The organism is Paenibacillus sp. FSL R5-0766 (genome assembly GCF_037971845.1).
GTDB lineage: Bacteria > Bacillota > Bacilli > Paenibacillales > Paenibacillaceae > Paenibacillus.
In genome coordinates this window covers 1,393,993-1,409,407 of record NZ_CP150227.1, presented here as the reverse complement: position 1 = coordinate 1,409,407, position 15,415 = coordinate 1,393,993, and the positions used below count along the sequence as shown (strand labels likewise).

Annotated in this window: 16 protein-coding genes; 10 read left to right on the top strand and 6 right to left on the bottom strand. The window is 45.2% G+C overall.

Annotated elements, in window-relative coordinates; all coding sequences use genetic code 11:
• The first annotated feature begins 466 nt into the window (after positions 1 to 466).
• The 3 genes from MKY66_RS06210 (at position 467) to MKY66_RS06200 (ending at position 3,350) form a co-directional block, all read left to right on the top strand.
• Positions 467 to 910 carry a helix-turn-helix domain-containing protein gene (locus MKY66_RS06210; RefSeq protein ID WP_076209867.1) on the top strand — a complete coding sequence of 148 codons (444 nt, stop codon included), beginning with the start codon at positions 467 to 469 and terminating at the stop codon, positions 908 to 910.
• A 42-nt stretch (positions 911 to 952) separates the two neighbouring features.
• The gene (locus MKY66_RS06205; RefSeq protein WP_076209561.1) at positions 953 to 1,369 is read left to right on the top strand and encodes an ImmA/IrrE family metallo-endopeptidase; all 417 of its coding nucleotides are present in this window, start codon (positions 953 to 955) and stop codon (positions 1,367 to 1,369) included.
• A 181-nt stretch (positions 1,370 to 1,550) separates the two neighbouring features.
• Positions 1,551 to 3,350 (top strand): 5'-nucleotidase C-terminal domain-containing protein, encoded by a 1,800-nt coding sequence (locus MKY66_RS06200; RefSeq protein ID WP_076209560.1) that lies wholly within the window; start codon positions 1,551 to 1,553, stop codon positions 3,348 to 3,350.
• An 829-nt stretch (positions 3,351 to 4,179) separates the two neighbouring features.
• Here MKY66_RS06200 and MKY66_RS06195 read toward each other — a convergent pair.
• Positions 4,180 to 5,967 (bottom strand): proline--tRNA ligase, encoded by a 1,788-nt coding sequence (locus MKY66_RS06195; protein WP_305956041.1) that lies wholly within the window; start codon positions 5,965 to 5,967, stop codon positions 4,180 to 4,182.
• 484 nt (positions 5,968 to 6,451) lie between these two features.
• Here MKY66_RS06195 and MKY66_RS06190 point away from each other — a divergent pair, with 484 nt between their 5' ends.
• On the top strand, positions 6,452 to 7,123 hold the full coding sequence (locus MKY66_RS06190) for a 3'-5' exonuclease (RefSeq protein WP_017690193.1): 672 nt from the start codon (positions 6,452 to 6,454) through the stop codon (positions 7,121 to 7,123).
• Between the two features lie 57 nt (positions 7,124 to 7,180).
• On the opposite strand, the gene MKY66_RS06185 is transcribed toward MKY66_RS06190, so the two are convergent.
• The 3 genes from MKY66_RS06185 to MKY66_RS06175 all read right to left on the bottom strand — a co-directional run bounded on the left by MKY66_RS06185 (position 7,181) and on the right by MKY66_RS06175 (position 9,382).
• Complete coding sequence (locus tag MKY66_RS06185; protein ID WP_076209866.1) at positions 7,181 to 8,152, bottom strand: WYL domain-containing protein; 972 nt, start codon at positions 8,150 to 8,152, stop codon at positions 7,181 to 7,183.
• 150 nt (positions 8,153 to 8,302) lie between these two features.
• Entirely contained in the window at positions 8,303 to 9,007 is a 705-nt protein-coding gene (locus MKY66_RS06180; protein WP_076209558.1) for a hypothetical protein, read from the bottom strand.
• 207 nt (positions 9,008 to 9,214) lie between these two features.
• Positions 9,215 to 9,382 carry a hypothetical protein gene (locus tag MKY66_RS06175; RefSeq protein WP_179088496.1) on the bottom strand — a complete coding sequence of 56 codons (168 nt, stop codon included), beginning with the start codon at positions 9,380 to 9,382 and terminating at the stop codon, positions 9,215 to 9,217.
• A gap of 330 nt (positions 9,383 to 9,712) precedes the next feature.
• On the opposite strand from MKY66_RS06175, the gene MKY66_RS06170 reads away from it, so the two are divergent.
• From MKY66_RS06170 to queF, 6 genes are all read left to right on the top strand, one after another.
• Positions 9,713 to 10,168 (top strand): hypothetical protein, encoded by a 456-nt coding sequence (locus tag MKY66_RS06170; protein WP_076209557.1) that lies wholly within the window; start codon positions 9,713 to 9,715, stop codon positions 10,166 to 10,168.
• Positions 10,169 to 10,186: 18 nt separating this feature from the next.
• Entirely contained in the window at positions 10,187 to 10,891 is a 705-nt protein-coding gene (locus tag MKY66_RS06165) for an AIM24 family protein (protein ID WP_076209556.1), read from the top strand.
• Positions 10,892 to 11,279: 388 nt separating this feature from the next.
• A complete protein-coding gene (queC, locus tag MKY66_RS06160) occupies positions 11,280 to 11,960 on the top strand; it encodes a 7-cyano-7-deazaguanine synthase QueC (protein ID WP_076209865.1) in 681 nt (226 codons plus the stop codon).
• Positions 11,957 to 12,448: a 6-carboxytetrahydropterin synthase QueD gene (gene queD / locus MKY66_RS06155; protein WP_036611465.1), complete on the top strand. Its 492-nt coding sequence runs from the start codon at positions 11,957 to 11,959 to the stop codon at positions 12,446 to 12,448. Before queC ends, queD begins: the two co-directional genes overlap by 4 nt.
• Before the next feature lie 64 nt (positions 12,449 to 12,512).
• Positions 12,513 to 13,223: a 7-carboxy-7-deazaguanine synthase QueE gene (queE, locus tag MKY66_RS06150; RefSeq protein WP_256704166.1), complete on the top strand. Its 711-nt coding sequence runs from the start codon at positions 12,513 to 12,515 to the stop codon at positions 13,221 to 13,223.
• A gap of 150 nt (positions 13,224 to 13,373) precedes the next feature.
• On the top strand, positions 13,374 to 13,865 hold the full coding sequence (queF, locus tag MKY66_RS06145; protein WP_076209554.1) for a preQ(1) synthase: 492 nt from the start codon (positions 13,374 to 13,376) through the stop codon (positions 13,863 to 13,865).
• 143 nt (positions 13,866 to 14,008) lie between these two features.
• Here queF and MKY66_RS06140 read toward each other — a convergent pair whose 3' ends face one another.
• Both MKY66_RS06140 and MKY66_RS06135 read right to left on the bottom strand, forming a co-directional pair.
• Positions 14,009 to 14,221, bottom strand: coding sequence for a hypothetical protein (locus tag MKY66_RS06140; RefSeq protein ID WP_076209553.1), 213 nt, complete (start codon positions 14,219 to 14,221; stop codon positions 14,009 to 14,011).
• A gap of 13 nt (positions 14,222 to 14,234) precedes the next feature.
• On the bottom strand, positions 14,235 to 15,119 hold the full coding sequence (locus tag MKY66_RS06135) for a hypothetical protein (RefSeq protein WP_076209552.1): 885 nt from the start codon (positions 15,117 to 15,119) through the stop codon (positions 14,235 to 14,237).
• Positions 15,120 to 15,415: the final 296 nt, after the last annotated feature.

Here is a 15,415-nt window from a genome sequence, read left to right as displayed (position 1 = left end):
TTGAGGATACCACTTTCTGGAGATCAGAGTAAACCTCCATTTTGGTTCGTTTTGACGATAAAATAAAACCTTCGCTCTCATTTCCTATGCCTTTTGGCATAATTGTTTCATATCCCTTTACCTAATGGTATATATACGTTATAGTACTGTTTAATTAATGAACTTCCGTATAAGTCATTTGATTTTTAATATTAAGAAGTTCCCCTTCTCCTTAATGCCGCTAAGGTACATATCAAGCGCATACGTAGTGAAGGAGACGGAATCGATTCTGAAGAAGCGAAGCGTTCGCCTTTATCAACGGATTTCACCCTTTAGGAAAGGGAAACAGGAAATCCGGGGATAACAGCGATCAAAAGATCGATCCGAATCCGGAACGGCGCACCCGCAGAGGGTTTAGGAGTTGTCGCATTCAACTTTCTTCTTAATATTAACTCAAGCACTTGTACGAATCGAAGGAGTTGGCATAATTGTGGAGCACGCTTTTGGTCCTTATATGAAACAACTGCGCGAGCAACAGGGATACAGCATCAATCAGCTCGCCGAAGCAGCCGGAATAAGCAACTCACAGATTTCACGTATTGAGAACGGGGTGCGGGGTGTGCCCAAACCTGCGACCATCCGCAAGATTTCAGATGCACTCTCGGTTCCCTATACAGAGATGATGAAGCATGCCGGATATATTGAACCAGGGAGTTCCACTGAACTTCAGAATGTGCCGGAATGGGCTACATACAAAGACCGTCGTGATTTCAAAAAGATGCTGGAAGACGATGATGATCTGATGTTTGACGGCATTCCACTCGATGAAGAGGACAAGAAACGAATCAAGGATGTGCTGACAGGTCTGTTCTGGGAAGCCAAACAGATGAACAAACGCAAAAAGACAGACGAATCGGACAATCGCCCATGAGGCATGACCCACTGAATTTAATGAAGCAGCAGGTGAGATCATATGGATGACATTGTAACAAAACTGATTCGAAAACACCGGACCAACTGCCCTTTCAGCATTGCCCGCTCGGTTGGAATACAGATCCGTTTCGCCAATTTGGGGAAGTCCACCAAGGGACTGTACTTTCGCAAGCTCCGGCGCAGGTTTATCGTCATACACAATGACTTGCCGCCGGAATGGCAACGGTTCGTGTGCGCCCATGAGCTTGGACACGACCGGCTTCATAAAGGGATTAATCGGTTCTTCCTGGAGGAACACTCCTATTTTGCTCCAGGCAAGCTGGAAAGACAGGCCAATCGTTTTGCCATTCAATTGCTAACCTCCGGAGTGATGCCTGAACCGGATGAATCATTGGAGAAATTTTGTTTACGTACCGGACTGCCGCGTGAAGCGCAGCATTTTTTTTACACCCTTTAAGAACATATGTTCTTAAAGAGGATTATTTTATCTCTATTAACCATTAGAAGATTTACATGTCACTTTCAGGTTACTTATTTTTACGTAATTCGCGAGATTTCCTAAAAATAGTCTGTTAAAATACTACGTGAGCTGTGTAAACGCTCAAGTAGATTATTATTTGGGGAGGTTTCGGATTCATATGAAAATCTGGAAGAATTACGTTTCACTTCTGCTAACGGTCTGTTTGCTGTTTGGCAGTGCAGGTATTGCCGCGGCTGCTACGGACACCACTCCGGGCAAAGGCACACACATTACCATTCTACATACGAATGATACGCATGCCCGTGCAGTTGAATCTTCACCTGCTATGGGTTTTGCCAAGGTAGCTGGAATCGCTGACAAATATCGCAGCGAAAACCCGAACACACTCTTGCTTGATGCTGGAGATGCTGTACATGGTACAACGTTTGCCACTCTCGTGAACGGTGAGAGTATCGTGAAACTGATGAATGAAATGGGCTACCAAGCCATCGTACCGGGTAACCACGAATTCAACTATGGTTCGGATCGCTTGATCGAACTGGCAGACATGATGAACTTCCCAATGATTAGTGCCAACGTGAAGAAAAAAGACGGAACTCGTCTCTTCGATCCTTACCTGATTGAAGAAATTGATGGTGTAAAGGTTGGAATCATTGCCCTGTCCACACCTGAAACGATGTACAAAACGAATCCGAAAAATGTAGAAGGTCTTGATATTACAGACCCATCTGCGGAAGCTAAAGTTTTGGTAAACGAGATCCGCAGCAAAGTAGATGTTGTTGTGGTATTGGGACACCTTGGACAAGACGCTTCCAGCACGGATACTAGTTTAAAAGTAGTTAAAGAAGTGCCTGGCATCGATGTATTCATTGATGGTCACAGCCACACAATACTGCAGGACGGTCTTGTATCCGATAACGGAACATTGATCGCAAGTGCAGGAGAATACACTAACTACGTAGGTGTCATAGACCTGTGGGTAGACGGTGGTAAAGTAACGAAGAAACAAGCAACTTTGATTGATGAAACTGAAGCAAAAGACATCAAACCGAATGAGAAAGTCGCGGCTCTCGTGAACTCCATTCAAAAAGAACAAGAGCCTATTTTGAAAGAAGAAGTAGCCAATACAGCCATTCTGCTGGATGGTAAACGTGAACAGGTACGTGCAGGTGAAACCAACCTGGGTGACCTGCTTGCAGATGCAATTCGTGATGTAAGCAATGCCGATATTGCCCTGACTAACGGCGGTGGTATCCGTGCTTCCATTGAAAAGGGTATCGTAACCAAAGGTGATGTTATCACAGTGCTTCCTTTTGGTAATCAAGTGGTAACCCTTGAGGTGAAAGGGTCTGATATTCTGGCAGCCCTTGAAGTTGGTGTAGCTTCCTACCCGGAACCAAGCGGTGGATTCCCGCAAGTATCTGGAATCAAGTTCAAAATCGACACTTCCGCTGCAGAAGGTAGCCGTGTACATTCCGTAACCGTGGGAGATAAAGCCCTTGATCCGGAAGCAACATACACGCTGGCAACCAATGATTTCACAGCTGTTGGCGGTGACGAGTACACCATGTTCACCAAATATGCTACAACAGGTATGTACGGCGCATTGGATGAAGCATTGATCAATTACATGCAGAAGCTTGGCGCTGTAGACATCAAAACAGATGGTCGAATCAGTGAAGCGAAAAAACCAGCAGTAGAGCCGGAAACTCCGGTAACAGAAACACCAGCTCCAACCAAGCCAAAACCAGAAACACCAAAACCGGAAAAACCGTCTAAACCAACACCAAGCAAACCAGCTCCAGCCAAACTGCATGTTGTGAAATCCGGAGATTCCCTGTACTCTATCTCCAAACAATACGGCACAACTTGGCAGGCATTGCAGAAGCTGAATAATATCAAAAATCCACACTGGATTTATCCAGGTCAACAATTGAAATTGCCTGCCGCTTCTTAAGCTCAGCAAAGCAAAGTGCATATAGGCATGATCGCTTATATGGCGCAACAACATAATGAATCTATCTTGTCATACCAAAAGGGTGTCCCCCAAGCCAGATTACTGGTTAAGGGGACACCCTTTTGTATCTCCGTTCTTAAACATCCATCCACATCAGATACTTCAACATTTCCTGTGGACATATCCTGCTGATCCTGACAATCCTCTGAGGCAAAAATAAATCCCAGCGCAGCCTTTACGGACCAACTTTATCATGTAACTTCGACACCGAACTATATAAAAACTCTCCGGAATGACCGTGTTCATGCGGTTATTGTACATTTAATTCCGACATCTCTATCTTCTCAAAATTGCATACTTGCACATAGATCCGCCTGAGTATGATCATCTTCAAATCCTTAATCATAAAATCATTTGCATACTAAATACATAGATCCAAATATAGTTATTTCGTATGATATCACTCATAAAATCCTGCCAAATTGCATGCCTATAGCCCTCTTTTTCATGCTCACATTGGAATTTCAGCAATCAAAATCATCTACCGCATCATATTCGGTACTATTATATGAACTCATATAATTAACGAATCCCCTTGATCTATATAAGTTGAACTAAAGATATGTCCACACGGACACTCCGATGACAGAATAACCTTCCAATCGCTGTTATCCCCAGATTTTTTTGATTCCCTTTGCTGAAGGGAAAAATCCGGAGATAGCGTATGCTTCCGATGCAGCTTTCTTTCAGAAAGCTTTTAGGCGAACGCTTCGCTTTTTCAGTTTTTTCTGTCCTCTCCGTTTCTGTGTATATGATTAGTTCAACTTATCTAGGAAGTGAGCTGTTCTTTCACATAAAGCACAGCCTCCTGTGCCGTCATCCCGATTCGTTTCGACTCGCCTGATGCTGCAAGTGCGTGTGATCCCAGTTCGACCTGTCCTTCTGCTGCTCCTCGGCCAATAACGATCTGCACAGGCAATCCGATCAACTCTGCATCCTTGAATTTCACACCTGGACGTTCATCCCGGTCATCAACCAGTACAGAGTAACCGCCATCGATCAATTGTTGTTCCAGTTCAAGGGTAAGCTGGCGTTGCTGCTCATCCTTCCAACTTACTGTAATCAGATGCACATCATAAGGCGCAACAGCAGCAGGCCATTTTATGCCATCATCTCCTGCATATTGTTCAGCTATAGCGGCCATCAGGCGGGATACGCCAATGCCGTAACATCCCATGACGGGCGCACACTGACGACCATTACGATCCAGGAATGAAGCGCCCATGGCATCACTATATTTCGTTCCCAATTTGAAAATATGGCCAACCTCGATGCCTTTGGTAAACACAAGTGGCGATCCACATGTTGGACAAGCATCCCCTTCCGCAGCAAAGCGGATTCGTTCTACTCGCTCCAATGCAAAATCAACCCCTGGGCGTACGCCGGAAACATGCACATCCACTTCATTGACTCCTGTAATTGCACTCTTCATCACTGCCACGTCAGCGTCCACCACCATCGGCAGATTTAGTCCAATCGGACCCAGGAATCCTACCTTCAGATTTGGATGTGCCGCAATGGCTGCATCGTCTGCAAGGATCAGTTCCTCTGCCCCAAGCACCTGTTTCAATGCGATGTCATTCAGTTCATGATCTCCACGCACAAGCGCAGCGACGAGCTGACCATCTGCCACATAAAGCAGCGTTTTGATCATATTCTCAGCACCTTCGCCCACAAAGGAACTTAACTCTGCGATCGTACGAACGTCAGGAGTCGAGATACGTACTACGTTTTCCGCTCCTGAATGTTCATCCGTTTGAAGCGCGGAGTCTGCACTCGCAGAGTCGGCTGGAACTTCCAAGCTTCCTTCTTTTTTCTCCATATCTCCAGAAGTCTGATAACCCGCTTTCTCCAGATTCGCAGCATATCCACAATGTTTGCAGGTTACAATTGTGTCCTCACCCACATCAGCAAGAGCCATGAACTCGTGTGTTTCACCTTGACCGCCAATCGTTCCCGCGTCCGCCTCAACACGGATATAGTCCAGACCACAACGCTCCAGAATGCGGCTATACGCCTTGTTCATCGCCTGATAAGTACGATCAAGCTCTTCCCAGTCCGAAGCAAAAGAGTACGCATCCTTCATGATGAACTCACGTCCACGCAGCAATCCAAATCGAGGACGGCGCTCATCCCGGAACTTGGTTCCGATCTGGTACAGGGTGAATGGCAGCTTACGATACGAACTCACCTCGTCCCGCGCTAAAGCGGTTACGACTTCCTCATGTGTTGGTCCAAGAGCAAATTCCCGTGCATGACGATCCTTCAGACGCATCAATTCGGGACCATACTGTGTGTATCTTCCGGATTCTTCCCACAACTCCGCAGGCTGCATAATCGGCAGCAACACTTCCTGACATCCAGCACGATCCATCTCTTCACGAACGATCCGTTCAACATTTAACAATATACGCCGTCCAAGGGGCAGGTAACTGTAAATTCCCGCAGCAAGTTGGCGAATCATACCGGAACGCAGTAACCAGCGATGTCCCGCTGCATCCGCCTCCGCTGGCGCTTCACGTAATGTTGGGACAAGCATTTCACTTTGACGCATCATAACACACTCCTAATCTTCCTTTTTGTTATTAAATACGGCGCATAAACAGCAAAAAGACACATCCGTCAAGGGACGAATGTGTCGTGGTACCACCCTTATTTAACTGCAAATTAATCCGTTCGCAACCTATGCGATCTGTAGCATGCAGTCCTACGGGGCATAACGGGCCCTGCCGGCGGAGGTTGCAACCCTGTCTGGGCATTCTCTTCCGCAGCTCGCGAGGTAGGAATTTATGAAGCAGCTACAGGAACCTTGCACCACACTGTTCCCTCTCTGTTGAAGCTGGCTTGCACAATCATGTCCTCGTTATAACGCTGTTCTCATTTTTGACCACATTAGTTCATTTACAAGTAATTGTCAACCATACCACGTTAACATAAAGTACAATGAATTCTCTAGCGATGGCTGACATGGCAGCACGTTCCCTGTAATATAGAGAAATAGAAATCTATCACAGGTATTAATCGATAAAGGAGCTTGTCCTATGCCATATATCATATATGATCTTGAATTCACGGTAAGCCGCAATACTCGCTATTCTTCTGAAATTATTGATATCGGTGCCGTCAAAGTTACGGAAAGTGCCGATGGATTGGTCGTAACGGATACGTTCCATACGTATGTTCGTCCTTCCAACAAGTCCGTGCTGTCCACTGACACGATTCAATTTACAGGTATCACGCAGAAAGATATTGATGCAGCCCCCCTTTTCCCGGCAGCACTGAATCAATTCATTGCCTGGATGGGAAGTGACCCCTATTACATGTGTTCCTGGGGACCCGATGACCGCAGCAAACTGATCTCTCATTGTCGTACCCATCAACTTGATGTGGCCTGGATCACCAATCATAACGATCTCCAGCAACAATGGTCCCGCACCGTCCGCAAAGAAGGCAAATTCCGTCAACTCGGACTCGCTCAGGCTCTTGAAATCTGCGGAATCGAATTTGATGGTACCCAGCACCGTGCCTTGGATGATGCCATCAATACAGCAAAGGTATTTATGCATCAATTTGACCGATTCACTCTGGAAAACAACTGTGCAGCCGATGATGAGGGCATTACATCCAAGGTTGTCTATTCCAGCTCCACAGAAGATGAAGAGAAAGAATCTCCATTTGGCAATCTGGCAAGCCTTTTCAAAACCAAAGAATAACTGTCCAAAGCACAGTACTTAATCGTGTTTTGCCTTAGAATGGATGGCATTCTAATCTCAACTTTTATTGTACATTTGTTGCCAATCATTCAGACGTTCTTTCATCTTGATGCGGCAGATCTCCGGTTCGAGGATTTCCGCATCAGGTCCATATTTAGAAATCCATACGAGAAATTCGTCAACATCACTTAATATGGCTTCAAATAACAGGCTACCTTCCGGTTCAATGGTTAGGATCGGTCGCATAAAAAATTGCTCCTGCATCACACGCTCCACAGCATGGGGGGCAAATCGAATTTTGAACGCTGTCCACTCCGTACTTCCCTCGTATGCCCAAGGAATGCGGAAATGCGATTGTATGAGATGATCCTCTTTGCGAAACGTGCGTGGCAATATTCGTATCCTCTGCAGCCGACTTACCTGAAAGATTCGAAGTTTCTCCGACAGGTGACAATATGCTAACAGCTCAAATCTGTACTCGCGAGGGATAAGACAGTAAGGATCTATGCGTACGATCCCTTTTTTACCTTGAGACAGATATTCCCCTTCAATGGTGTTCTGTGAAATGCCAGCCTGAAGCAGGGGAATTAGAGATTGATTCTGTGGATCATTTCTCTCATTTTGCCATGCAGGCAACCCCAGTTTAAACAAGCTACTAATATGCTCCGACCATTCCACTCGTTCTGTTTTGTTTTTCTGACTCGCAGCAACCACTTTCTCATAGGCGCTCTCAAAAGCAGGTTTTAGCAAAGGACGAATATTCTCCATAACTTCAGCAAGATGCATGAAAGCTTGGGCTTCTTCATCAGACCAATTTAGCGGATACATAGCAAACTGGCTGATAAACATGTACCCTTGCCCGTGTCCCATATTGGCGATCGGGATATGCATTGCACTGAGGGCCTCCATGTCGCGGTATATCGTCCTTTCCGTCGTCTCGCATCGCTCGGCAAGCTCACGTGCCAGAATACCCGGCTTGGCCTGTACCAGCGTTATAATGCGCATTAATCGGATCAGTCGGTCTGTCATTTTGCCGGACCCTCCACGATGTTGTTTCAATAAATTTGATACAACTCCATCCATTGTTTAATATGATATTGATACATACATTCGACCTTCTCCTAAACTTCACCTTCAAATATGTAGACTCACTCTAACCGTTACCATTTGAAATCAACCCTATTCCCCTAGTATCTTTTTTTCACGATCATGATATCCTGTTGTAAATGTGATCTCGTAGTGATAACGCAGCTTTTCGACGATCTCGGCTTCCGCGTAATAGTCCAGATCCTGTTTCCGTGCAGCTTCAATTAACAATGCATCTGCATGACGACGCAACATATTGTTTCCCTCTTGAACCCGTCCTCTTTCGTAAGCGCGCAGGGCTTGTTTGATCAAGGGCACCGTTTCACTTAATTTGATCGTCTTTTCCACCTTGGGATCTTCAGGCTGTCTCAGCATGCCTAGATGACTGGTGTACTGAATATACAACTGTTCTCTTCGTAACAATACGCGTTGACTTTGTTTCAACTTCCTTGTGCTCCAATAGGCTGAACATACGGCAGCTTTTCCTGATGCACGGGGTCCCATGACGAATTCAAGCAAAATTTGCTTGCTTTCCCCCTTGTATATATCGCCAAGCCTCAGTACCCAGCCAATATCCGTTTCTTTGGAACGACATCCATAGATACCTTTTAGCTGTACTCCATATTCCGGTTTGAGCAAAAGTTCCAAATCTCTTGATACAATTTTGGGTGCTATTTTCCTAAGTCTTTTGGCAGGGGCACCGTTACGCCACTCTACCATCATATATACGGGGTCGGCTCCCCCTGTCGGTATGGCCTCTTTATTCCACGAATAAGATACTTCAAAGACTGAGTTCACTGGTAGTCTCTCCCCCGATTTATATGTATTATCTTCTAAGTTATCAGGGTGAATGGACACTATATTGTCACGGAACACATGTTCTCATTAAATTTTTCCAATATATTAGTTCTATCTCCTTAAATCCGTCTCAATACGACAATAAACGACGAAAAAGCCTGGCGCTATGCCAAGCTTTTCAATCACTTATCTATGACAAGTCCCAAATTAAACAGTAGGATGATCGATTCCCATTTTGTGTAAATATTGTGTGCTATCTGCTTCGGTTACCGGAGCATAAGTGACACTATCAATGACCAGCTTACGTCCTACTGGCTCTCCATTAACAGTGATCATGATTGTTTTGGTTGATGTGTTCTGATCTGTTGTATACATATCTTTCTACTCCTTCATGTTCACGATCTTATATTCAATCGGATATATTGGCATCGTTCATTAAATTGCGCATTTGTGAATAGCATGCACCCGGAACTGAAGTAAAAGATCTGTAAAACGGTCCGGTGTGCTTGCCTATCGTTCTATTACCCCACAGATTTGTAAGCTAAACAGCCCTGTTCCTAAATCATTTTAAATATTTCGGGTAATAAAACGATATCATCTTGAACCCATCGTCCCGGTTTTGACGTATAATGTAAGAGCCGTATTTCAACAATAGACGACGAATTCGGCGATTGATCTATCTAACCGAAGAAAGAGGTGTTAACGATGCCAAAATCCATTCAGGGTTATTTCATTCGGGTGTTATTCACCACATGCATTCTATTTACCGTTTCGATCGCTTCGACAGTAAGTGCAGCCAGTGCCAATATTTTCACGGATATATATAGCGGATGGGAGCGAGTCTCCGAATTGCCCGGAGAAGTGAACGCTCTGCAGGAAAGTTATAAGCAAACGATGGAGCAATTAAATCAAACATCTGCTCAGTTGGGACAAGCCCAGGCCAATGTCGAAGCATTTAAGACCCAGAACGAAAAACTACTGGCTCAGAACCAGAAACTCACTGAAATGGTAAGTAAATTACAGGACGACCAGAATGCCAAAGCAGCTACTACCAAACGAATTCAGACGATGATCATCACTGTCGTTTCTCTCATATTGGGTTACTTTGTTCTGATTCGTGTGATGCGCTGGGGAATGCGTCGCCGTTCAGGCCGAGTATAAAAGAACAGGAGCAACTGCATGAACATACACCTGAACAATGCTGAAGCAGGCGGAGCAGGACAAGTCGTCACATTTTCACTGATTAAAGATGACCGCCTTCATATTTTGCATCCGCAGCAGATTGTGGCCTTTCGCGGTCCAAGTGGGAATCGCAATGATAAATTCATGAATATCACGGGCATATATCGCAAAAAAAAGCTGATTAAATCCGAAATCACCGGACCTTGCCAATTTGTGGCTGCCCTGCCTCCCGGATTCACCATGAAGGAAGTGGAGCTCACGGAGGACAGTGATCTGCTCTATGACTTCCGCCACCTGTTCTTCTACTCTGATGGTGTAACCATGCATACCAAAATTCAGAAAATCAAAAATATGCTGATCACCCGTGATGCAGTGAAAATGAAATTTTCCGGCAAAGGCAAAATCGGATTGCTCACTCAAGGCCAGGTCTGCCAACAGGAACTTCACCCAACAGCTCCACTCTATGTGGATGCTGGCAGCATTATTGCCTATCCCGAAAATGCACATCTGGAACTCACCGTATATGGTAACAACCTTGCCAGTCAGCATATGAATTATCATTGGAAGATGACCGGGCATGGATCTGTACTCTTTCAGGCTGGACGTGAGAATCACCGCTTGGAACAGGATCTTAACGATGAGGGACTGTTCAAACGAATCCTGAAAGAAGTGATCCCTTTCGGCAATGTATTGATCAAATAAACTGATCAAATAAGCTTTTAGTTGATGGAGCCGACCGATTAGCTGCCACTATGCTCCAGTGGGGTGGTCACCACACCGTTTCATGTTATAATGGTTCAGACAATTGAAGAAGAAAATCCATGCCCTAGGGCGTGGGAGAGGTTCGCGAACTCCCTCTATAAGACTTGACCATGTGATGGTCAGTATAAGTCTTGCGTACACGTTGCGGTCACCATGCAATTATGTACGTAAAAAACTAAGGACACTTACTCTTGCCTGCTTTTTTTGAAGCAGATATAGAGAAGGTGTGTTTTTTGATGGATGCCAGTTCATGAACTTCTCTGTTCTTCCGACACTCTGTGCCTATGTGCATGGTTTGATCTCAAGAAGATAGAGAGGTTTTTTTATGTTGAACGAAGAAAAAGCAGTCGTTGTATTCAGCGGAGGTCAGGATAGTACCACGTGTCTGTTCTGGGCCAAACAACAGTTTGCCGAAGTCGAGGTTGTTACGTTCGATTACGGTCAGCGCCACAAGCTGGAGATTGAATGCGCAGCGGAAATCGCTCGTGATCTGGGTGTACAGCAAACGGTACTCGATATGAGCCTGTTAAATCAGCTTGCCCCCAATGCGCTCACTCGCACGGATGTCGAGATTACGCATGAAGAAGGCGAACTGCCAAGTACATTTGTAGATGGACGAAATTTGCTGTTCCTCAGTTTTGCGGCCATCATGGCAAAGCAAAAAGGAGCACGTCACCTGGTTACAGGTGTATGCGAGACGGATTTCAGCGGATACCCGGATTGCCGGGATTCATTTGTGAAATCAATGAATGTGACACTTAATCTGTCCATGGACTATCCATTTGTCATTCACACCCCGCTCATGTGGCTGGACAAAGCCCAAACGTGGAAGATGGCGGACGATCTCGGTGCCTTTGATTATGTACGCGAGCGTACCCTGACCTGTTATAACGGCGTGATTGGCGATGGATGCGGAGATTGCCCCGCATGCAAACTGCGCAAAGCTGGACTGGATCGCTATGTACAGCAACGTACTGCTGCTGAATCGGCGGGAGTGGATGTACGATGAGAGAGCCAGGAACATTCCGTATTGTAGAGCATCTGCAACGCATCGGAGAAGATATTCTACCCACCCAGCTGCGCTATCACCGCAAACGTGTGCTTGTAAGCAAAGAATTCACCTTTGACGCAGCACATCACCTGCATTGTTATGAAGGCAAATGCAAGAACTTGCACGGTCATACGTATAAAGTTATTTTTGGTATCAGCGGTTATCCGGGTGAAACCGGGCTGACAGTTGATTTTGGACATATCAAAGATATATGGAAAACTCAAATTGAGGGATATCTGGATCATCAGTACCTTAACGAGACACTTCCTTTAATGAATACAACGGCTGAAAATATGGTCGTTTGGCTGTTTGAACAGATGGAACATGCGCTCCAGACGGAGCCCTATGCCGGGCTGACCGATGGTGGGCGGACGGAGTTTGTCCGACTCTTCGAGACACCCACCAGTTACGCGGAAGCGAGACGGGAGTGGATGATCGATGAGTAGTGTGACACAGCAGAAGCATACGGTGAATGAGACGGGATCTCGCAAAGAAGCTCGTATTCCCGTGATGGAGATTTTTGGTCCGACGGTTCAAGGCGAAGGCATGGTCATCGGGCAAAAAACGATGTTTGTTCGCACCGCGGGCTGCGATTATCGCTGCTCCTGGTGCGACTCGGCCTTTACCTGGGACGGCAGTGGCAAGGACCAGATTCGGATGATTACGCCAGAGGATGTATGGGAAGAATTGCGCCGCGTTGGCGGCACCCGTTTCTCCCATGTCACCATCTCTGGCGGCAATCCCGCCCTGCTCGCTTCGCTGGGCGGATTGGTTGCCTTGCTGCGGGAGAACGGTATCCGCACCGCGGTGGAGACGCAGGGCTCCCGCTGGCAGCCTTGGCTGGCGGACATTGACGAAGTCACCGTCTCGCCCAAGCCACCCAGCTCCGGCATGGACACCGATTGGGCCGTGCTGGATGATCTGATCGAACGGTTGGCCGCTGGCCCGGTAGAACGAAGCTATAGTCTGAAGATCGTGATCTTCGATGAGACAGACCTGGACTATGCCCGCCGTGTGCATGCGCGGTATCCGGGCACGGATTTATTTTTACAAACCGGGAACCCGGATGTGACTTCCGCCGACACGCCAGATCTGGCGTCCTCCCTGCTTGCTCGTTATGAGTGGCTGATTGACCAAGTCAGCGCCTCCGATGACCTGAATGATGTTCGTGTGCTTCCACAGCTTCATACGCTGGTATGGGGCAACAAACGCGGTGTGTGATGGGCAGTATGGGTGGAATGGGCGGCGTGATGTAAGGATGAGGGCGAAAGGTCCTTAGACAATGAAGAGAGTTATACAGGCAAAATTGCCTATTTATTATATACCGCGAGGCTTTGGGCTTCGACGGAAACAAGGAGCGTTTAATAACCGATGAGACAACCTGATGAAATGCAAGATGTGACGTTGCTGGGCAACCAGAACGTAAAATATACATTTGAATATGATCCGGGCATCCTGGAGAGCTTTGATAACAAACATCCGTACCGCGATTATTTTGTGAAATTCAACTGCCCGGAGTTCACCAGCCTGTGCCCGATTACGGGTCAGCCGGACTTTGCAACGATCTATATCAGCTACATTCCGGATATCAAAATGGTGGAGAGCAAATCGCTCAAGCTGTACCTGTTCAGCTTCCGTAACCATGGTGATTTCCACGAGGACTGTGTGAACATCATCATGAACGATCTGATCAAGCTGATGGACCCGCGCTACATCGAAGTATGGGGCAAATTCACACCGCGCGGCGGCATTTCCATTGACCCTTACACGAACTATGGTAAGCCAGGAACGAAGTATGAGCAAATGGCTGAGCACCGCATGATGAATCATGATATGTATCCGGAGACGATTGATAATCGTTAAACTGGCGGGTAAATAAGCTCTGCTATAACTAAAATAAATTATAAGACACAGAAAAGCCGAACTCTTCAAATCTGAAGGAGTTCGGCTTTTTAGTATAAACCTTTAGAACCTCAGTCTCTCAATACAATGGGATCGCAATGCGTTCAAGTAGACTGTTCTTCCTTTAGTTCTCTGACTTTTTTGACGTAATGTCTCAACATCAGCACACCAATCGATTGAACAACTACAAAAAATCCAATAGCAAAGTACACAGATGTAGATGCAACATAAATAGCCAGGAAAGTCATGACTGCCATGAATAAAATGGTCATCGCCAAGTTACGTTTGGCAAGAACATAGGGTGATAGCGATTTCATCTTCATCATTCCTTTATAATTTCTGAAGTACCACATTATATACGCCAATGTCAATTAACTCATCATAGGTTCTTTCGTCCCCAGTATCAATAATCTGCGCTGTTCTACCGTTAATATTCGCAGTGACAATGTATCTTTCTGATCTTAAACCAAGCAATCCTTGTGAATACACTTCAACTTGTGTCAAATGCTTTTTAGCATCCATTTGGCCAACAATTGTATCAACAATTACACCAGACGTCGAATAAAGTAATGTTCTAAACAGAGCTGTCACCTTACCTTTTGTTGCAAAAATGTCTATAATCGAAGCAATGGTAGATACGACGGTCCCGGCTGATATATTCAATCGGTAAACTTTTGTATCCACAAGTGACTGCTTTTGATAAATTGAACCATATTGATTCCAAGCTGTATTATATTTTGTCCTCACGAAATTATAGCCTGGGGATGCATTTAAAGCAAATTCCGTCATAGAATCAATTTCATTTTTTCCCATATCAGAATCAGATTCGGATTTTTCTTCCGAGAGAATTTCATGCTCAGGTAATTCCATAACAAGGTCACTAGCCTTTTGTATAATTTCATCACCATTAGCCAGCTTAGTTACCACTTGATCTTCAGCTTTATTATAAGTCGCTTCAGAAAAAAACTTATTGTCAACATAATGCTCTACTTTACGAATGTCACCCTCTTCAGTAATTTTAAGTTCCACATTTAGCCCCGTATCTTTTTCTTCATAAGATGTACTATATTCTAGCCTAGCACCATCTTTTGAAACATTATATTGAATTCCTTCATCTTGAGAACCCATAACTTTTTCGGCATGAATATTTGTAGAAAAGGATGATAATGTGGACAGCAACATTACAGAAGAAATAGTAACCGCTAATTTTTTCATAAACCCTCCTGATTTTCCCGTTATTTTACGCCACATATTAATCCGAGCGCATATACAATGTTACACGAACTATTCAATAAAATGGGCAATAAAAGGATAAAAGGTACTATTTACCTATAATTATTTATTAAAGAGGAAGTATTGTAATTATCTTCAAGACCTTTGTCTCTGTAACTATTCATATAAGGTAAATTTAAATACATCAAACCTAAAAAGCATCCCAGAAATAGATGAAGAATCATCACGATTGGTGATCCACACTATTCTGTAGGTGTTTTCTCTTTTTTATTGATGTG